This window comes from Aquabacterium sp. J223, from assembly GCF_024666615.1.
Taxonomy (GTDB): domain Bacteria; phylum Pseudomonadota; class Gammaproteobacteria; order Burkholderiales; family Burkholderiaceae_C; genus J223.
Window position 1 is genome coordinate 4,263,339 of sequence record NZ_CP088297.1, and the last position, 18,527, is coordinate 4,281,865.

Below are 18,527 nucleotides of genomic sequence, written 5' to 3' on the forward strand. Positions count from 1 at the left end.
CACCCCATCGACGCGGGCCGCCGGCCCATGAAGGAGACTGCTTGAGCACCGATGAGCGCGCGCCCCTGCGGCGCGACGAACCGACCGGACCGGCCTCCGCCGGTGCCGGCTGGGGCAGCGACGTGCTGGCCGAGATGCTGCGCCGCCTCGGCCTGCCCTACCTCGCGCTCAACCCCGGGGCCAGCTACCGCGGCCTGCACGACAGCCTGGTCAACCACCTGGGCAACGCGGCGCCGCAGATGCTGCTGTGCCTGCACGAGGAAAGCGCGGTGGCGCTGGCGCACGGCTACGCCAAGGCCAGCGACCGGCCGATGGGCGCGGTGCTGCATTCCAACGTCGGGCTGATGCACGCCAGCATGTCGGTGTTCAACGCCTGGTGCGACCGCGTGCCGATGCTGCTGCTCGGTGCGACGGGGCCGTGGGACGCCGCCAAGCGGCGGCCCTGGATCGACTGGATCCACACCTGCTCCGACCAGGGCGCGCTGGTGCGCGACTACACCAAGTGGGACAACCAGCCGGCTTCGGTGCCCGCGGCCTGCGAGGCGCTGATGCGCGCGATGCAGCTGACGCAGACCGCGCCGCGCGCGCCCACCTACGTCAACCTCGACGCCGCGCTGCAGGAGGCACGCCTCGACGCGGTGCCGGCCCTGCCGGACCCGGCCCGCCACGCGCCGCCGCCCGCGGTCGCACCGGCGGCCGAGGCGCTGGAGGCCGCGCTCGCGCTGCTGCGCGGTGCGCAACGGCCGGTGCTGCTCGCCGGGCGCTGCTCGCGCAGTGCACAGGGCTGGCGTGAGCGCGTCGCCCTGGCGGAGGCGCTGAACGCGCGCGTGCTGACGGACCAGAAGATGGCCGCCGCCTTCCCGACCGACCACCCGCTGCACGCCGGCCCGCCGGGCAACTTCCTGTCGCCCGAGAGCACCGCCGCGCTGCGCGAGGCCGACGTCGTGCTGGCGCTCGACTGGACCGACACCGCGGGCACGCTGCGTCAGGCCTGGGGCGACGCGCCGGTCGACGCGAAGGTGATCCACGTCTCGCCCGACGCGCACCTGCACCGCGGCTGGAGCCACGACTACCAGGCGCTGCCGCCGGCCGACGTCTACCTGCTGTGCGAGCCCGATGCGGTGGTGCCGCTGCTGCTGCCGCGGCTGCCCGCCCCGACCCGGCCGCCGCCGCACCGGGCGCCTTACCAGGAGCCGCAGGCGCTCGGCGACGTGGTGTCCCTGCGCGCGCTGGCGGTGGCCTTCAACGAGGCCGCAGCCGGCCAGCCGGTGTGCCTGACCCGCGTCCCGCTGGGCTGGCACGGCAGCTACCGCCACTTCCGCGACCCGCTGGACTACCTCGGCCTCGAAGGCGGGGGCGGCGTCGGCGCCGGCCCGGGGCTGACGATCGGTGCGGCGCTCGCGCTGCGCGACAGCGGCCGGCTGCCGGTGGCCATCATGGGCGACGGCGACTTCCTCATGGGTGTCACCGCGTTGTGGACCGCCTGCCACTACGGCATCCCCTGCCTGATGCTGGTGGCCAACAACCGCTCGTTCTTCAACGACGAGATGCACCAGGAACGCGTCGCCAAGGAACGCGGCCGCCCGGTGGAGAACAAGTGGATCGGCCAGCGCATCGACGAGCCCGACATCGACCTGGCCGCCATGGCGCGCGCCCAGGGCGCCCACGGCATCGGCCCGGTCACCGACGTGGCGCAGCTGCGCCAGGCGGTGGCCGAAGGCCTGCAGGCGGTGCGCGACGGCCGCGTGGTGGTGGTCGACGTGCGCGTGCAGCCGGGCTACGACGCCAACCCCAGCGGCCCGGCTTCGCAGAAGCGCTAGCGAGCTGCGCCGGCCCTCTCCCCCGATCACCCGAAGGCTTGCGATGACGACACCCGAATCCGTGCTGCCCCGGCAGCGCGACCTCTACTACGGCGGCGGCTGGCACCGCCCGCACGGCGGCCACGCCGAGACGATTAACCCCGCCACCGGCGAGAGCCTGGGGCGCTGTGCCGACGCCGATGCCACCGACGTCGACGCGGCGGTGCAGGCGGCCCGGGCCGGCTTCGAGACCTGGCGCCGCACCAAGCCGCTGGAGCGTGCGCGGCTGATGCGCGAGGTCGGCGCCGTGCTGCGCCGGCACGCCGACGAGCTGGCGATGATCGACGCGCTGAACTGCGGCAACCCGGTCAAGGAGATGCGCAGCGACGCGGTGGTCGCCGCCGCCGCCTTCGACTACTGCGCCGGCCTCGTCACCGAGGTCAAGGGCGAGACCATCCCGATGGGCGAGGGCGTGCTCAACCTGTCGCTGCGCGAGCCCTACGGCGTGGTCGGCCGCATCGTGGCCTACAACCACCCGCTGATGTTCGTCGCCGGCAAGATCGCGCCGGCGATCGCGGTGGGCAACAGCGTGATCATGAAGCCGCCGCACCAGGCGCCGCTGTCGGCCTACCGCTTCATGGAGCTGATCGACGGCCTCCTGCCGCCGGGCGTGGTCAACGTGCTGAGCTGCGGCCGTGCCGGCAGCGAGGCGCTGGTCCACCACCCCGACGTGCCGCGGCTGTCGCTGATCGGCAGCGTGCCCACCGGCCGGGCGATCGCGCGCGCCGCGGCCGAGCGGCTGAAGCACGTCACGCTGGAGCTCGGCGGCAAGAACGCCTGCGTGATCTACCCCGACGCCGACCTCGAGAAGGCCGCCAAGGCCGCGGTCGACGGCATGAACTTCACCTGGTGCGGCCAGAGCTGCGGCTCGACCTCGCGGCTGTTCGTGCACGAGGCGGTCTACGACCAGGTCCTGGCGCGGGTGCTCGAGCGGGTGAAGCACTACCGCCCCGGCCTGCCCACCGAGCCGGACACCACGATGGGCGCCATCGTCTCGCGCGAACAGCTCGACAAGATCCTCGGCTACATCGAGATCGCGAAGAACGAGGGCGCGACGCTGGCGTGGGGCGGCAAGCGCCCCGACGACCCGCGGCTGGCCCGCGGCTTCTTCGTCGAGCCGACCATCTTCACCGACGTGACGCCGCAGATGCGCATCGCCAACGAGGAGGTGTTCGGCCCGGTGCTGTCGGTGCTGCGCTGGCACGACGAGGACGCGCTGTGGGACGCGGTCAACCGCGTCGAGTACGGCCTCACCGGCTCGATCTGGACCACGAGCCTGGCCGCCGCCCACCGCGCGTCCGCGCGCATGCAGGCCGGCTTCGTCTGGGTCAACCACGTCAGCTCGCACTTCCTCGGCGCCTCGTTCGGCGGCGTCAAGCAGTCGGGCATCGGCCGCGAGGAAGGCCTCGACGAGCTCTACAGCTTCACCCAGGGCAAGAACGTGCACATCGTGCTGTAGCCCCACCGGTCCAACGCGACACCGGCCCCCACAACGACAAGGAGACGTCCCTCATGCACGCACCGAAGCGCCGCCGCGCCCTGGCCGCCGCGGCGGTCCTGGCCGCCGCGGCCCTGCCGGCCGCCGCCCTCGCGCAGGCCGGCGGCACCGCCCGCCCCATCCGCCTGGTCGTCGTCAACCCGCCGGGCGGCCTCACCGACACCGTCGCCCGGCTGCTCGCGCCGCGCCTGCAGGAGGCCTTGGGCACCACCATCGTCATCGACAACAAGCCGGGGGCCAACGGCGGCGTGGGCGCGGCCAGCCTGGCCGCCTCGCCGGCCGACGGCACCAGCTTCCTGCTGGCCGACGGCTCGCTGCTCAGCGTCAACCCGCTGACGTCCCGCAAGCTGGCCTACGACCCGAAGAAGGACCTGGTCCCGGTGTCGCTGGTGGCGCGGGCCCCGCTGTTCCTCGCGGTCAACGCCAACGTCAAGGCGCAGACGCTGGAGGAGCTGGTGGCGCTGGCCAAGGCCCAGCCGGGGCGCCTGAACTACGGCTCGTCGGGCATCGGCAGCACCCACCACCTGACGATGGAGGCGCTGAAGGCGGAGTACGGCCTGTTCATCACCCACATCCCCTTCCGCGGCAGCGCCGCCTCGGTGCCGGCGCTGCTCGGCGGCCAGGTCGACATGGTGTTCTCGGCCTATCCGTCGCTCGCCGGCTTCGTGCGCAGCGGCCAGGTGCGGCTGCTGGCCACCAACGCCTCGCATCGCTCGCCGCTGGCGCCGCAGGTGCCCGCCATCGCCGAGAAGCGGCCCGGCTTCGACTTCGCGCCCATCGTCATCCTGATGGCGCAGCACGGCACGCCGCCCGAGGCGATGCAGCGCATGAGCGAGGCCATCGCCCGCATCGCGCGCCGCCCCGACGCGGGCGAGCAGGCGCAGGGGGCCGGCATCGAGATGGTGGGTGGCGGCCCGGCCGAGCTGGCGCAAGCGCTGGACGCCGAGATCGCCCGCATGCAGCGGGTCGCCCAGCGCGCGGACCTGAAGTCCGAATGAGGAGACCGACCATGCAACGACGCCACGCCCTGCTCGCCCTGGCGGCGGCGCTCGCCGCCGCCGGCCCCGCCCGCGCGCAGGAGGGCTTTCCGAGCCGCACGCTCACCATCGTCGTGCCGGTGGCGCCGGGCTCGAGCACCGACATCCTGGCCCGGCTGATCGCCGAGCGCCTCGGGCCGCGCCTGGGCCAGACCGCCATCGTCGAGAACCGGCCGGGCGCCAGCGGGCTGGTGGGCGCCGGCCAGGTGGCGCGGGCGGCGCCGGACGGCCACACCCTGGCGCTGGTGCCCAGCACGCTGTTCATCGCGCCGCACGTGCTGCCGCGCGGCGCACCGGGCGGGCTGGACGTGGTGACGGACTTCGCGCCCATCGTCAAGACGGCTTCCAGCCCGATGCTGCTGCTCGCCCATCCCTCGCTGGGCGTGAAGACGGTCCCCGAACTGGTGGCCGCGGTGAAGCGGGCGCCGGGCCTGGCCTACGCCACCTCCGGCAACGGCTCGCCGATGCACATCGCCGGCGAGGTGCTCCAGCACAGCACCGGCATCGAGCTGAACCACGTGCCCTACAAGGGCGTGATGCCGGCGGTGCAGGACACCGTCGCCGGCCAGGTCAAGCTGGCCATCAGCGCGCTGGGCGGGGTCACGCCGTTCATCCAGTCCGGCAAGGTGGTGCCGCTGGGCATCGTCGGCGCGCGCAGCGCCCTGCTGCCGGACGTGAAGACGCTGGCCGAGCAGGGCATCACCGGCATCGACCTGAAGGGCCCGTGGTTCCCGCTGCTGGCCCCGGCGGGCACGCCGCCGGCCGTGATCGCCCGCCTCAACCGCGAGGTCAACGCCATCCTGCAGCTGCCGGAGGTGCGCGAGCGGCTGCTGGCGATGGGGGTCGAACCGCTGGGCGGCAGCAGCGCCGAGGCTGAGCGCGAGGTGCGAGAGGAGTACGCGCGCTACGGCCGGGTGGTCAAGCAGTTCGGCATCAAGGGCGAGTGATCGATGGCCGGCGCCGGCCCCGACGCCCGGCATGATGCCGCCATGCCCGAACGACCGGCACCCACCCCCGACGTCGGGGCGTCGGCGGCGCCCCCGGCGCTGGCCGCCGCCGACGCGGCCGACTGCGTCGGTGCCCGCCAGGCCATGCAGCTGCTGGGCGTGCGAGCGCAGACGCTGTACGCCTACGTCAGCCGCGGCTGGATCCGCAGCATCCGTCAGCCCGGGCGCAAGGACCGGCTCTACCTGCGCGAGGACATCGAGCGCATGCGCAGCCGCTCGCGCGCGCGGGCCGGCCACGCGGCCGTGGCCGCCTCGGCGCTGAACCACGGCGAGCCGGTCGTCACCACCTCGGTCACCGAGATCACCCCGCAGGGTCCGCGCTACCGCGGCCGCCTGGCGCTCGACCTGGCCCGCCAGCGCGCGCCCTTCGAATCGGTGGCCGAGCTGCTGTGGACGGGCCTGTGGCGCGACGAGCACCGGCCGTGGCCGACGGCGGCGCCCGCGGCGGCGCTGCGCCGCCTGCTGGCCGCGCTGTCCGCGCCCACGCTGGGCCACAACCTGCTGGAGACCTTCGCCCTGGTCTCGCTGCACCTCGGCCTGGCACGCGGCACCGTGGCCGACCGGGTGCACGGCGGCCAGACGCTGCCGGCCGCGCGCCAGGTGATCACGACGCTGGTCGGCTGCTGTGGCCTGGCCTCGCCACAGGGCCGGGTGGTGACGCCGCCGCGCGGCAGTGGCGTGGCCGAGGGCCTGCTGCATGCCTTCGGCGTTCCGGCGCGGGACGAGAACCTGGAGGCCATCGAGGCCATGCTGGTGCTGCTGGCCGACCACGAGCTGTCGCCCGGCACGCTGTCGGTGCGCGTGGCCGCCTCCACCGGCAGCACGCTGCACAGCTGCATCGCCGCCGGCCTGTGCTCCAGCGCCGGGCTGCAGGTGGCGCGGGTGTTCGACCGGGTGCACGACTTCCTGCAGTCGGCGCAGACCGCGCCCGCGCTGCTGCGGCGCGCCCAGGCCTTGCAGGCACGCGGGCAGAGCGTGCCGGGCTTCATGCACCCGCTCTACCCCCGCGGCGACCCGCGCGCGCACCTGCTGTTCGAGCTGATCGGGCGGCGACCCGCCTCGCGCGAGCTCGACGCGGTGCGCCGCTTCGCCGAGGCGCTGCAGCAGGACAGCGGCCTGCGGCCGCGCCACGAGCTGCCGATGGTCGCGCTCACCCGCGCCATGGGCCTGCCGGCGCAGGCGCCCGGTGCGCTGTTCGCCATCGCGCGCATCGCCGGCTGGGTCGCGCACGTGCAGGAGCAGCGGCTCTCCCCGCAGGTGCTGCGCGCCCGCGCGATGTTCGTCGGCCTGGCCGGCTGAGGGCCGCCACCTTTGCCACGCGGCCGCGCGGCGGCCGCCCCTGCCACCTTTGCCGCAAGAACGACCGGTGCGCGGCCGCTGAGGGCGCCCTTCGGGTTTCCCCCTCATCCTAGGGTGATCCCTTGGCTGGGCGCGTGGCTTGCCCCCACCCGTCCGCTGCCACGAGGGACGGCGGCCGGGCGGCGGGCCCATCGCCCGTGGCCATTCAGTTTCGGAGTCACCACTTGCCCCACCACGAGGAGAGCCTGCAGCGGCGCTGGCGCGGACTGATCGTGTCCGTGGTGCTGGCCAGCGTCGGCTACCTGGCGTTCGCGCTGTGGGGGGGCTGGCACGAGGTGTCGGCGGCGGTGGTGCACGTCGGCGCGCTCGGCTGGCTGGCGCTGCTGGGGCTATCGCTGGTCAATTACGGCCTGCGTTTCTGGCGCTGGCAGATCTACCTGCGCTGCCTGGGTTCACCGCAGCCCTGGCGGCCCAGCCTGCGCATCTACCTGGCCGGCTTCGCACTGACCACCACCCCTGGCAAGGCCGGCGAACTGATCCGCGGGGTGTTCCTGCGCCAGCGCGGCGTGCCCGGCGTGCACACCGTGGCGGCCTTCGTCAGCGAGCGGCTGGCCGACCTGGTGGCGGTGCTGCTGCTGACCTGCATCGGCCTGTCCGGGCATCCCGAGGTGTGGCCGCTGCTGGTCGGCGCGGCGGTGCTCTGCGTCCTGGTGCTGGCGCTGGTGCGCAGTGCGCCGCTGCTGCAGCGCTGGCAGTCGGGGCTGGGCGACGCACGGCTGGCGCGCGTCACCCGCCGCACGCTGGAACTGCTGCAGGGCGCGGCGGCCTGCCACCGCGGCCCGGTGCTGCTGCAGGCGATGGGCTTGAGCGTCGTCGCCTGGACCGCCGAGGCCTATGCGCTGCACCTGCTGCTGCAGTGGCTGGAGCTGCCGACCACGTTCGGCTTCTCCTTCCTCGTCTACGCGGTGGGCATGCTGGCCGGCGCGTTGAGCTTCCTGCCCGGCGGGCTGGGCGGCACCGAGGCCGCCATGCTGGCCCTGATGATGGCCGCCGGCCACCCGCGGGCGCAGGCGGTGGCCGCCACGGTGGTCATCCGCATCACCACGCTGTGGTTCGCCGTCGTGCTCGGCCTGCTGGCGCTGCTGCCGATGCTGCGGCGGCCGCAGGCCCAGCGTCGAAGTCCCGGAGTGCCGGCGGCATGACCAGTGCTCTGTCCTGGGGCCGCACGCCGCGGGTCGAGTCGGCCCGCGAATGCTGGGTGGCCGACCGCTTCCAGCCGCTGCCGCCGGCCAACGAGCCGCTGCTGGCGCACGGCCTGGGCCGCAGCTACGGCGACGTGGCGCTCAACGAGGGCGGCCTGCTGCTGCGCACCCGGCACCTCGACCGTTTCATCGCCTTCGACCCGGGCACCGGCGTGCTGCGCGCCGAGGCCGGCGTCAGCCTGGACGACATCATCGCCCTGGCCCTGCCGCAGGGCTGGTTCCTGCCGGTGACGCCGGGCACCCGCTTCGTCACGCTCGGCGGCGCGGTGGCCAACGACGTGCACGGCAAGAACCACCACCGCGCCGGCACCTTCGGCCACCACGTGCGCGCGCTGGAGCTGCTGCGCTCCGACGGCCAGCGCCTGCACTGCAGCGCGACCGACCACCCCGACTGGCTGGCCGCCACGCTGGGCGGCCTGGGCCTGACCGGCCTCATCACCTGGGTCGAGCTGCAGCTGGTGCGGGTGCGCACGCCGGCGCTGTGGACGGTGAACCGGCGCTTCCGCAACCTGGAGGAGTACTGGCAGATCGATGCCGAGCTCGGCGCGCGCCACGAGTACGCCGTCGCCTGGGTCGACTGCCTGGGCGGCGGCCGCGGCATCTACACCGCGGCCGACCATGCCGCGCCGATGAAGAAGATGCCGCCGCCGCCGCCGTCCGCGCGGCAGTTCCGCACCGACCCGCCGTTCTCGCTGGTCAACGGCCTGACGCTGCGCGCCTTCAACCAGCTGTACTACCGGCGGCCGGTCGCGGCGCAGGGGCTGTCGCACCTGCTGCCCTTCTTCTACCCGCTCGACGGGCTGCTGCAGTGGAACCGCATGTACGGCCGGCGCGGCTTCTTCCAGTACCAGTGCGTGCTGCCCCCCAGACGATGAAGGAGGCCGCGCAGGCGCTCTTCGACCGGCTGAAGAAGGGCGGCCAGGGCTCCTTCCTGGCGGTGTTCAAGACCTTCGGCGCGCAGCCTTCGCGCGGGCTGCTGTCCTTCCCGCGGCCGGGGGCGACGCTGGCGCTGGACTTCCCCAACCGCGGCGAGGACACGCTCAAGCTGTTCCGCGAACTCGACGCCGTGGTGGCCGAGGCCGGCGGCGCGCTCTACCCGGCCAAGGACGCGCGCATGTCGCCGCAGATGTTCGAGCGCGGCTTCCCGGCGCTGCAGCGCTTCACCGCCTTCCTCGACCCGCATTTCTCTTCCAGCTTCTGGCGCCGGGTGATGCCATGAAGCGACGCACAACGACCACCGAGGCCTTTGCATGTCCAGTCGAACCCTCGTCTTCGGAGCGACCTCCGCCATCGCCCATGCCACCGCCCGCCTGTGGGCCGAACGCGGCCACGCGCTGTGCCTGGTCGGCCGCAGCCAGGACAAGCTGGACGGCGTGCTTGCCGACCTGCAGGTGCGCGCCGGCAGCGCGGGCCGGGTGGTGGCCATCCGCGCCGACCTGGACGACGTGGCCGCGCACCCGGCCTTGATGGACGCCGCCGTGCAGGCGCTCGGCGGGCTCGACCTGGTGCTGATCGCCCACGGCACGCTGCCCGACAACGAACGCTGCGCGCAGGACGTGAACCTGACGCTGCGGGAGATGGTGACCAACGGCCTGTCGGCGGTGTCGCTGTCGACCCTGGCCGCGCAGCGCTTCGAGGCGCAGGGCCACGGCAGCCTGGCCGTCATCACCTCGGTGGCCGGCGACCGCGGGCGGCAGTCGAACCACACCTACGGCGCGGCCAAGGGCATGGTCAGCCTGTTCCTGCAGGGCCTGCGCAACCGTCTGCAGCCGAAGGGCATCCAGGTGCTGACGATCAAGCCCGGCTTCGTCGACACGCCGATGACCGCGCACATCAAAAAAGGCGGCCCGCTGTGGGCCAGCCCGCAGCAGATCGCCGCCGGCATCGTCAAGGCCGTCGACCGCAAGAAGGACGTGGTCTACCTGCCCGGCTTCTGGCGGCTGATCATGACCATCATCCGGCTCATCCCCGAGCCGGTGTTCAAGCGGCTGAAGCTGTAGGGCCTCCCAACATGAGAAACCCTGTGTCAACCGACTTCCGCGGGCCGAGCGCCGGGCCGCTCCCAAGCCGGCCCGCCATCCCCTCGGGGGATCGGCCGGCGTACCCGACGGCCGAGGGGCTCACGTGAACACCGTCTCCACCGCCTTGCCGGCCAGCCGCGTCTCGCTCGCCCGGCTCGCCTTCTGGCTGGCCTGCGCCTGGGCGGTCGGCACCATCTGGCTGACCCCGCACCTGCCGCAGGTCGACCTGCCGCAGCACGCCGGCCAGGTGGCGCTGCTGCGCGACCTGCTGGCGGGCACCAGCCCCTGGGCGGAGGTGCTGCGCGTCAACCTGCTCACGCCCTACCTCATCGGCTACCTGTCGCTGTACGGCCTGTCGCTGGCCATGCCGATCGAGACCGCCATCGCGCTGCTCTACTCGGTGGCCTTCCTCGCCTTCGTCGGCGCCTGCATCAGCCTGCGCCGGCAGGCGGGCGGCGACCCGCGGCTGGACTGGCTGTTCCTGCCGGCCTTCTTCGCCCTGCCCTGGCGCTGGGGCTTCCTCACCTTCCTGGTGGCGATGCCGATCGGGCTGTGGCTGATCCGCGAGGCCTACCGCCTGAGCGAAGGACGGCGGCTGCGCGACGCGGTGGCGGTGCTGCTGCTGGGCGCGGCGCTGCTCTTCGCGCACGGGCTGGTGTTCCTCTATGCCGTCGGGCTGGCGCTGCTCATCGCGATGACCGCCAGCGGCCAGTCCTGGGGCCAGCGGCTGCGCGCGGCGGCGCCGGCGCTGCTGCTGCTGCTGGCCTTCGTGCTCTACAAGAAGCTGGTCATCGACCGCGAGATGCAGAGCGCGATCGGCAGCGACATCTGGTACTTCGGCGGCCTGCGCGAGCGGCTGTACGCCTTCCTCGTCTACCCCAACTCGGCGCAGCCGCGCGAGTTCCCGATCGCCCCGCTGGTGGCGATCGCCGGCTGGGCCGCACCCTGGCTGCTCGGCCTGAGGCCGCAGCCGGGCCTCGCGCGCAAGCTGCCCTTCCTCTGCACCGCGGCGATGATGCTGGTGCTGCCCACCTTCCTCTTCGGCGCGACGCACTTCTACGAGCGCTTCGCCATGCTGCTGCCGGTGACCTACGCGCTGATGTTCGGCGCCGCGCCGGCCGCGGTGAGGCCCGCGGCGCCGGCGTGGCGCGCGCAGGCGGGGCTGGTGTGCCTGGCCCTCGCGGCCGCCGTCATCTTCGCCCGCGAGACCTGGCAGCAGCTGGCCTTCACGCCCGAGTCGCGCGCCGCCGACCAGGCGCTGTCGGCCGTGCCGCCGCAGCGACGGGTGCTGTACGCGCCGGTGGACCGCCGCAGCGAGCGCACGCCGCTGCGCGACGCCTTCCTGCACTACCCGCTGTGGTACCAGGCGCAGCACGGCGGGCTGGTCGAATTCAATTTCGCCACGCTGCTGCCGCAGGTGGTGCGCTTCCGCGAGCTGCAGGGCCATGTCGACCCGATGTTCGGCTGGTTCGCCGAGAAGGACTTCCGTTGGGCGGACCACGAGGCCGGCGGCCACGACTACCTGGTGCTGCGCAGCCGCGAGGCCCCGACCGCCGACATGCTGGCCGGCCGCCGCTGCCCGCTGCAGCCGGTGGCGGTGCAGCCGCCCTGGTTCGTCTACCGCAGCGCGTGTGCTGGGGGCCCCCGGCCGTAGGCGGCGCCCCGCGCGGGGGGCTACCCGACCGGTCCGGGGGACCCGGATGCGGTCGGGCTCGGCCGCCGCGATGATCGCTGCCCCTCGTCGCCTTCGGCGACCTGGCCCCCGGGGACGCGGTGGCCGAGGCGTCGCTGTCGTCGTCCGACGACATCCAGCCCTCGCCGCGGCCGCGCTGGCGGGCCTCTTCGCGTTCCTGCGCCCACAGCGTCTCCAGCTGCGCACGGGCCTGCTTGCTCATGGCGATGAGGCGCTGTTCGTCGCGGAAGTGCGGCGCCATCTGCTCCAGCTGGTCGACCGAGTGGCGGCGGAAGCGCAGCGCCTGCTGGCGCGCCTTCGCCGCCGGCCAGCCGAGGGCCTGCAGCACGCTGCGGCCGCTCATCAGCGCGGCGTCCAGCGTCTCGCGTTCGAGCAGGGTGACGCCCAGCTCGCGCAGCTGGTAGTAGTGCCTCACGTTGCGCGCTCGCGCCACCAGGGCGAGCTGCGGGAAATGCTCGCGCGCCAGCTTCACCAGCGACACGCTGGCGTCCATGTCGTCCACCGCCACCACCAGCACCCGGGCGTCGGCCGCGCCGGCGTTGCGCAGCAGGTCGAGCCGCGTCGCGTCGCCGTAGAACACCCGCCAGCCGAAGCGGCGCACCGCTTCCACCTGTTCGGCGTCGTGCTCCAGCACGGTGGCCTGCAGCCCGTTGGCGTTGAGCAGCCGGCCGACGATCTGGCCGTAGCGGCCGAAGCCGGCGATGATCACCGGCGACTGGCCGGGCTCGGGCAGGTCGGCGGGCACCGCCAGCGGTGCCGCAGCCTTGCCGGAGCGCGGCCAGCGGTCGGCGACGACCAGCAGCAGCGGCGTCAGCAGCATCGAGATGGCCACCGCCGCCACGCCCTGCGACGCCAGCGCGCTCGGGATGGCCCCCGCCTGCAGTGCCGTCTGGAAGACGACGAAGCCGAACTCGCCGCCCTGTGCCAGCAGCAGCACGAAGACATGGCGCTCGCCGGCCGGCAGCTTCATCGCGCGCGCCATCGGCACCAGCACCGCCGCCTTGAGCAGCAGCAGGCCCACCACCGCGGCGGCGATCACCCCCGGCTGGCCGAGCACGACGTCGAAGTCGATGCTCATGCCCACCGCGATGAAGAACAGGCCGAGCAGCAGGCCCTCGAAGGGCTCGAGGTCGGTCTCCAGCTCGCGGCGGTACTCGCTCTCGGCCAGCAGCACGCCGGCGAGGAAGGCGCCCAGCGCCATCGACAGCCCGATGGCCTGCATCGCCGCGGCGGTGGCCACCACCAGCAGCAACGCGGCGGCGGTGAAGACCTCGGGCGTGCGGCTGCTCGCGATCCAGCGCAGCGCCGGGCGCAGCAGCAGCCGCCCGCCCAGCACGATGGCGAGCACCACGCCGACGGCGAACAGGCCGTTAAGCCAGCGCGAGCCGCCGTCGCCGGTGTCGGCCTGCAGCGCCAGCAGCGGCAGCAGCGCCAGGATGGGGATGGCCGCCACGTCCTGCAGCAGCGCCACGCCCAGCACGCCCTGGCCGGCGCGCGAGCCCATCAGCCGCCGCTCGCCGAGCACGCCCAGCCCGATGGCGGTGGACGACATCGCCAGCCCGGCGCCGACCACCACCGCCCAGGCCGGCGGCAGGCCGGCCAGCCAGGCCGCGCCGGCGATCAGCACCGCGCAGCCGACCAACTGCATGCTGCCCCAGCCGAAGATCGGGATGCGCATGGCCCACAGCCGCTGCGGCTGCAGCTCCAGGCCGACGAGGAACAGCATCAGCACGACGCCGAACTCGGCGAAGTGCAGGATCGCCTCGGGCTCCTTGACGAGGCCGAGGCCGAAGGGCCCGATGACGATGCCGGCCGCGAGGTAGCCGATGATCGAACCCAGCCCGAGCAGGCGCGCCAGCGGCACCGCCAGCACCGCGGCGGCCAGGTAGACCAGCAGCCCGTGCAGCCAGCCGTCCATCAGGCGGCGCCCGTGACGGTATCGGCGGCCATCGCCTGGCGGTGGCGCTGCAGCGTGGCGACGAACTGCGCGGCCCTGACGTCCAGCGCCTCGTCGCTCAGCCGGTGGGCGTCGTGCAGCAGCAGCGGCCGCAGGAACTGCATGCCGCACAGCGCCGCCGTCTGCCGGTAGGGCGGCAGGAAGGCGTCGAAGGCGTGGCCGTGGTGGCCTTCGGGCGTGTAGGCGCCCTCGCTGGCGCCGGTGGTGGCGACCAGCCACAGGGCCTTGCCCTGCAGGGCCCGGCCGCCCGGGCCGTGGGCCCAGCCGGCCTGCAGCACCTCGTCGACCCAAAGCTTCATCAGCGCCGGCATCGAGTACCACTGGATGGGGTGCAGCCAGACCACCAGCCGGGCGGGCGCCAGCAGCGCCTGCTCGGTGGCCACGTCGATGAAGAAATCGGGCCAGGCCTCGTACAGGTCGCGCACCAGCACCCCGGGCACCGCCGCCTCGCGCAGGGCGCGGCGCAGCCGCCGGCCGGCGCGCGACTGGTGGATGGCGGGGTGGGCGGCGAGGACCAGGACGTCGTGCATCGCGTCGTTACCATAACCCGGTTCGCCCCGGAGCCTCGCGCCATGCCCGTCACCGTGATCGCCAACCCCAAGGGCGGGGTCGGCAAGAGCACCCTGGCCACCAACCTCGCCGGCGCCTTCGCGCACGCCGGGCATGCGGTGATGCTGGGCGACATCGACCGCCAGCAGTCCTCGCGCCAGTGGCTGGCGCTGCGGCCGGAAGGCCTGCCCGCCATCCGCGGCTGGGAGCTCGTGCAGCGCGAGGTGGTCAAGCCGCCGAAGGGCACCACCCACGTCGTGCTGGACACGCCCGCGGGCCTGCACGGCAAGCGGCTGGAGGCGGCGCTGAAGATCGCCGACACGGTGCTGCTGCCGCTGCAGCCCAGCCTGTTCGACATGCAGGCCACGCACGCCTTCGTCGCCGAGCTGAAGGCGCTGAAGCCGCCGCGGCGCGAGCGCCTGCGCCTGGGCGTGGTGGGCATGCGGGTGCGCGAGCACACGCTGGCGCGCGAGCAGCTCGACCGCTTCCTCGACACGCTCGGGCTGCCGGTGGTCACCCACCTGCGCGACACGCAGAACTACGTGCAGCTGGCCGCCCGCGGCCTGACCCTGTGGGACGTGGCGCCGCACCGCGTGGAACGCGACCTGCTGCAATGGCAGCCCCTGATCGACTGGCTGGAAGCCCCGTCCCGATGAACCGCTTCGATTCCCTGGACGACCTGCAGGCCCGCGTCGGCCAGCCCATCGGCAGCAGCGACTGGTTCACCGTCGACCAGGCGCGCATCGACGCCTTCGCGGAGTGCACCGAGGACCGGCAGTGGATCCACGTCGACCCCGAGCGCGCCAGGGCCAGCCCCTTCGGGACCACCATCGCGCACGGTTTCCTCACGCTGTCGCTGCTGTCGGCCATGGTGGCGCAGGCCTACCAGGTCGCCGGCACCCGCATGGGCGTGAACTACGGCTTCAACCGCGTGCGCTTCACCGCGCCGGTGCCGGTGGGCAGCCGGGTGCGGGCGCACTTCAGGCTGCTGGCGGTGGAGCCCATCGCCGGCGGGCAGCAGGTGACCACCGAGGTGACGATCGAGCGCGAAGGTGCCGACAAGCCGGTGTGCGTGGCGGAGTGGATTGGCCGGCGCTACGCCTGACCGTGGCGGGCACCGGGCTTGCCGAAAACGGCGTGCCACTCCCTCCGCCCACCCATGCCCGAACAACGCACGACGCCGCACGCCAACCAGGAAGCCGCCGACGCCGGCCGCCACCGCCCCGACCCCGAAGCGCGCGGTGGCCTCGCCGGCTCGCAAGGGCTGGCCGGCGCCGAAGGGCATGTGCAAGCCGCCGGCGCGCCGCGCATCGACCCCGAGGACGAGGGCAGCGTGACGACCTGGGCGAAGAAACTCGACGCGACGCCGGAGCAGATCCGCGAGGCGGTGGGCCGGGTCGGGCCGCGCGCCGACGAGGTGGAACTCGACCTCAAGGGCAGCCGCAGCACCACCAACAGCGAACGCACCGGCAGCACCGCCACCGGCGGCGGGAAGGGCAACGCCTGACCTGCCAAGGATGCACGCCGCGCGCCCCCTCCAGCCGGGGGGCGACCGCGGGTGAAGGCCATTGACCCGCCCCGTGCCGCTTCCCACACTGGGGCCATGTCGTTCCGACGCGCCCCCCGCAGTACCCCCATGCGCCTGACCCTGTTGTTCACCCTCGGCCTGTTGACGGCCGCCGCGGCCAGCGCCGCCCAGAACCTCGAGCTCTGCCGCCGCGACATGGCCGCCGGCCGTTGCGGTCTCCAGATGAGCGGCGCCCCCGCGGCTGCCGGCACCACCGCCAAGGCGCCGAAGAAGCACGAGAAGATCTTCATCGCCGGCTATGGGCCGGTGCCGCTGAGCGCCTACAGCGCGCTGCGCGACGTGGGTGACGGGCGCGAGCTGTGCGCCGCCGCCAGGCCGGTGTGCGCGCAGAACCCGTCCGGCCCGTCCTGCCTGGCCGCCCGCCAGAAGTGCCCGAAGGTGGCGCCCGACATGTGCGACGTCGCCGAGCAGGCCGTGCGCACCGACCCCGAGGGCGACACCGCCCGCGTCGCGCGGGCGCTCTGGCCGGGTTGAATGGAGCCCCTCGCCCGGCGGGTACTCCGGGCGATCCCCCGAGGGGATGCGGGCCGGCTTGGGAGCGGCCCGGCGCTCGGCCCGCACGCCTGACCGCACGCCTGACTGCCCGTGTCGCGTGCGCTCTGGCCGGGTTCAATGGAGTCCCTCGCCCGGCGGGTGCGCCGGGCGTTCCCCGAGGGGATGCGGGCCGGCTTGGGAGCGGCCCGGCGCTCGGCCCGGCTAGGCCGGCCGCTGCAGCCAGCCGAAGAGCCCCGGAATCGCCCGCCGCTGGTCCTCCCGAAGCGGCGCCCGTTGCCAGCGCAGCACCGACAGGCCGTGCGCCTGCGCCAGGCCCTCCAGGTACGCCTGCGAATGCGCATAACGCAGGCTGGGCCGCAGGGCCAGCGGCGGCTCGCCGGGCTGTGCCTCCTCCACCGAGAAGGCGAACAGCCCGCCCGGCGCCAGCACCGCGGCGGCGGCCTCGAACACCGCCTCCAGCGCGCCGACGTAGACGAAGACGTCCGCCGCCAGCAGCCACTGCTGCGGTGAGCCGACGCCGCGCAGGTGCGCCACCAGCTCGCCCTTGGCCAGCGCGTCGTAGGCACCGCTGGCACGCGCCTTGTCGAGCATGGCGGCCGACAGGTCCACCCCGGCGAGCCGGCGCACGTGCGGCCGCAGCAGCGGCCCGCACAGCCCGGTGCCGCAGCCCAGGTCCAGCGCGGCCTCGGCGCCACCGGGCTGCAGCGCCAGCAGCCCGTCGACCAGAATGCGCGGGCCGCCGTAGCGCAGCACTTCCACCAGGTGGTGGTCGAAGTCGCCGGCGTAGCCGTCGAAGAGCTGCTCCACGTAGGCCACCGGCGCCTGCCGCGGCACGTCCTCGCCGGTCAGGCCGGCCAGGAAGTAGCCGTTGATGCCCGGATCGCCGCCGAGGGCCAGCGCCCGGCGGAACGCGTCGACCGCCTCGTCGGTGCGGCCCATGTCCTTGAGCAGGCCGCCGCGCAGCGTCCACGCCTGGGAGAGCTGCGGGTCGGCGGCCACCGCGCGGTCGTAGCAGGGCAGCGCCTCGTCGTGGCGGTTCAACGCCTGCAGCGCCTGGCCGCGGCGCATCCAGGCCTCCGCCAGGTCGGGCTCGCGCGCCAGCAGGGCCTCCAGTGCCGGCAGCGCCTGGTCGTGCCGCTGCAGCGCCATCAGGTTCATCGCCCGCTCGTAGCCGGCGGCGGCGTGCGACGGCTCGATGCCCAGCGCGCGGTCGGCGCTGTCCACGGCCTCCCCGTGCCGGCCGAGCCGGCCCAGCGCCCGCGCGCGGTGGGCCCAGGCGTCGGCGTCGTGCGGCGAGGCGGCCAGCGCCTCGTCCAGCGGCGCCAGGGCCGCCTGCGGCTCCCCCAGCCGAAGCCGCGTCGCCGCCAAGTTGACCAGCGTGGACGGCCGGCCCGGCAGCCGCTGCAGCGAGGCCTGGAACGCGGCGTGCGCCTCGTCCAGGCGGCCGGCCTCGAAATGGCCGACCCCGTCCAGGAAGTGCCGGCGGGCGGCGCTGAAGTCGTCTTCGTCGGCGTGGGACACGGGCGGGTCGGGGTTGCGTGGATGGCCCATGTTGGCACTCCTTGCCGCAAGAACGCTCCGTCGCGTTGCGACGCTCAGTCGGCGGCGGTCCTCGGCTTGCGCCGGCGCGGGGCGGGCGTGCCGTCGGCGGAGCGGTGCTCCTGCTCCCGCAGCGGCGCCCGGCTCTGCTCGTTGTTCAGCCGCACGAACTTGGCCAGCAGGCCCATCAGCAGGTCCTGCTCGTGGCCGTCCAGCGGGCTGAGCAGGCGCTCGCGCATGGTGTGCACCCGGTCGACCAGGCGGCGGATCAGCGCCTCGCCGTCGGGGGTCAGCGTGAGGGCGAGCTGGCGACGGTCGACGGTGCTCACCGCGCGGTCGAGCAGCCCCTTGCCCTGCAGCCGGGCGGCGGTGAGCGCGGTGGTGGAGGTGTCCAGCGCGATGCAGCGCGCCAGGCTGACCTGGTCGATGCCCGGGCTCTCGTGGACCATGCGCAGGATGGCGTACTGGATGGGCGTGATGTCCGGCCCCACCAGCTCGGCGAACAGCCCGACCGCGATCTGGTGCGCCCGGCGGATGAGGTGCCCCGGCTGGTCGTACAGGTCCTCGTGGACCGTCTTGCTGCGGGACGACGGCTTTCGTCGCGGCGTGGCCGGCGGGGAGGGGGCGTTCATGCGGACGGTGGCGGGGCGCTGTGCGGCCGGGATTGTCACGGCGCCCGGGGCGGCCCGGACGCCGCCGGTCGCGCGGGACACCGGGTTTGCA

The 18,527-nt window shown here is 74.1% G+C and carries 17 protein-coding genes and 1 pseudogene; 14 read left to right on the forward strand and 4 right to left on the reverse strand.

The annotated features are described in order from the left end of the window. The first annotated feature begins 41 nt into the window (after nt 1-41). The 10 genes from LRS07_RS20025 (at nt 42) to LRS07_RS22380 (ending at nt 11,637) form a co-directional block, all read left to right on the forward strand. On the forward strand, nt 42-1,820 hold the full coding sequence (locus tag LRS07_RS20025; protein ID WP_260499677.1) for a thiamine pyrophosphate-binding protein: 1,779 nt from the start codon (nt 42-44) through the stop codon (nt 1,818-1,820). 43 nt (nt 1,821-1,863) lie between these two features. After that, a complete protein-coding gene (locus LRS07_RS20030; RefSeq protein ID WP_260499678.1) occupies nt 1,864-3,318 on the forward strand; it encodes an aldehyde dehydrogenase family protein in 1,455 nt (484 codons plus the stop codon). Nucleotides 3,319-3,371: 53 nt separating this feature from the next. Then, on the forward strand, nt 3,372-4,355 hold the full coding sequence (locus tag LRS07_RS20035; protein ID WP_260499679.1) for a Bug family tripartite tricarboxylate transporter substrate binding protein: 984 nt from the start codon (nt 3,372-3,374) through the stop codon (nt 4,353-4,355). A gap of 11 nt (nt 4,356-4,366) precedes the next feature. Then, complete coding sequence (locus LRS07_RS20040) at nt 4,367-5,341, forward strand: Bug family tripartite tricarboxylate transporter substrate binding protein (RefSeq protein WP_260499680.1); 975 nt, start codon at nt 4,367-4,369, stop codon at nt 5,339-5,341. A gap of 42 nt (nt 5,342-5,383) precedes the next feature. Continuing rightward, nucleotides 5,384-6,700: a citrate/2-methylcitrate synthase gene (locus tag LRS07_RS20045; protein WP_260499681.1), complete on the forward strand. Its 1,317-nt coding sequence runs from the start codon at nt 5,384-5,386 to the stop codon at nt 6,698-6,700. Between the two features lie 224 nt (nt 6,701-6,924). Beyond that, nucleotides 6,925-7,902, forward strand: a complete 978-nt coding sequence (locus LRS07_RS20050; RefSeq protein ID WP_260499682.1) for a lysylphosphatidylglycerol synthase transmembrane domain-containing protein — start codon at nt 6,925-6,927, stop codon at nt 7,900-7,902. Next, nucleotides 7,899-8,837, forward strand: coding sequence for an FAD-binding oxidoreductase (locus LRS07_RS20055; protein WP_260499683.1), 939 nt, complete (start codon nt 7,899-7,901; stop codon nt 8,835-8,837). The genes LRS07_RS20050 and LRS07_RS20055 overlap by 4 nt, the downstream gene beginning before the upstream one ends. Further along, nucleotides 8,834-9,181: a hypothetical protein gene (locus LRS07_RS20060; RefSeq protein WP_260499684.1), complete on the forward strand. Its 348-nt coding sequence runs from the start codon at nt 8,834-8,836 to the stop codon at nt 9,179-9,181. The genes LRS07_RS20055 and LRS07_RS20060 overlap by 4 nt, the downstream gene beginning before the upstream one ends. A 31-nt stretch (nt 9,182-9,212) precedes the next feature. Beyond that, on the forward strand, nt 9,213-9,962 hold the full coding sequence (locus LRS07_RS20065) for an SDR family oxidoreductase (protein WP_260499685.1): 750 nt from the start codon (nt 9,213-9,215) through the stop codon (nt 9,960-9,962). Nucleotides 9,963-10,086: 124 nt separating this feature from the next. Beyond that, nucleotides 10,087-11,637, forward strand: coding sequence for a hypothetical protein (locus LRS07_RS22380; RefSeq protein WP_260499686.1), 1,551 nt, complete (start codon nt 10,087-10,089; stop codon nt 11,635-11,637). 121 nt (nt 11,638-11,758) lie between these two features. On the opposite strand, the pseudogene kefC reads toward LRS07_RS22380, so the two are convergent. Together kefC and kefF are read right to left on the reverse strand one after the other, a co-directional pair. Beyond that, a pseudogene (gene kefC, locus LRS07_RS20075) lies at nt 11,759-13,594 on the reverse strand (glutathione-regulated potassium-efflux system protein KefC); the annotation flags it as partial. After that, complete coding sequence (gene kefF / locus LRS07_RS20080; RefSeq protein ID WP_260499687.1) at nt 13,594-14,163, reverse strand: glutathione-regulated potassium-efflux system oxidoreductase KefF; 570 nt, start codon at nt 14,161-14,163, stop codon at nt 13,594-13,596. The pseudogene kefC and the gene kefF, both read right to left, overlap by 1 nt. A 42-nt stretch (nt 14,164-14,205) precedes the next feature. Between kefF and LRS07_RS20085 the strand changes: the two genes are divergently transcribed. The 4 genes from LRS07_RS20085 to LRS07_RS20100 all read left to right on the forward strand — a co-directional run bounded on the left by LRS07_RS20085 (nt 14,206) and on the right by LRS07_RS20100 (nt 16,244). Next, nucleotides 14,206-14,838: a nucleotide-binding protein gene (locus tag LRS07_RS20085; protein ID WP_260499688.1), complete on the forward strand. Its 633-nt coding sequence runs from the start codon at nt 14,206-14,208 to the stop codon at nt 14,836-14,838. Further along, nucleotides 14,835-15,287 (forward strand): MaoC family dehydratase, encoded by a 453-nt coding sequence (locus LRS07_RS20090; protein WP_260499689.1) that lies wholly within the window; start codon nt 14,835-14,837, stop codon nt 15,285-15,287. Before LRS07_RS20085 ends, LRS07_RS20090 begins: the two co-directional genes overlap by 4 nt. A 54-nt stretch (nt 15,288-15,341) precedes the next feature. Further along, nucleotides 15,342-15,689 carry a DUF3606 domain-containing protein gene (locus LRS07_RS20095; RefSeq protein WP_260499690.1) on the forward strand — a complete coding sequence of 116 codons (348 nt, stop codon included), beginning with the start codon at nt 15,342-15,344 and terminating at the stop codon, nt 15,687-15,689. Between the two features lie 129 nt (nt 15,690-15,818). Beyond that, nucleotides 15,819-16,244, forward strand: a complete 426-nt coding sequence (locus tag LRS07_RS20100) for a hypothetical protein (RefSeq protein ID WP_260499691.1) — start codon at nt 15,819-15,821, stop codon at nt 16,242-16,244. A gap of 222 nt (nt 16,245-16,466) precedes the next feature. On the opposite strand, the gene LRS07_RS20105 is transcribed toward LRS07_RS20100, so the two are convergent. Both LRS07_RS20105 and LRS07_RS20110 read right to left on the reverse strand, forming a co-directional pair. Next, the gene (locus LRS07_RS20105; protein WP_260499692.1) at nt 16,467-17,816 is read right to left on the reverse strand and encodes a tetratricopeptide repeat protein; all 1,350 of its coding nucleotides are present in this window, start codon (nt 17,814-17,816) and stop codon (nt 16,467-16,469) included. A gap of 44 nt (nt 17,817-17,860) precedes the next feature. Beyond that, nucleotides 17,861-18,436, reverse strand: a complete 576-nt coding sequence (locus LRS07_RS20110) for a MarR family winged helix-turn-helix transcriptional regulator (protein WP_260499693.1) — start codon at nt 18,434-18,436, stop codon at nt 17,861-17,863. Nucleotides 18,437-18,527: the final 91 nt, after the last annotated feature.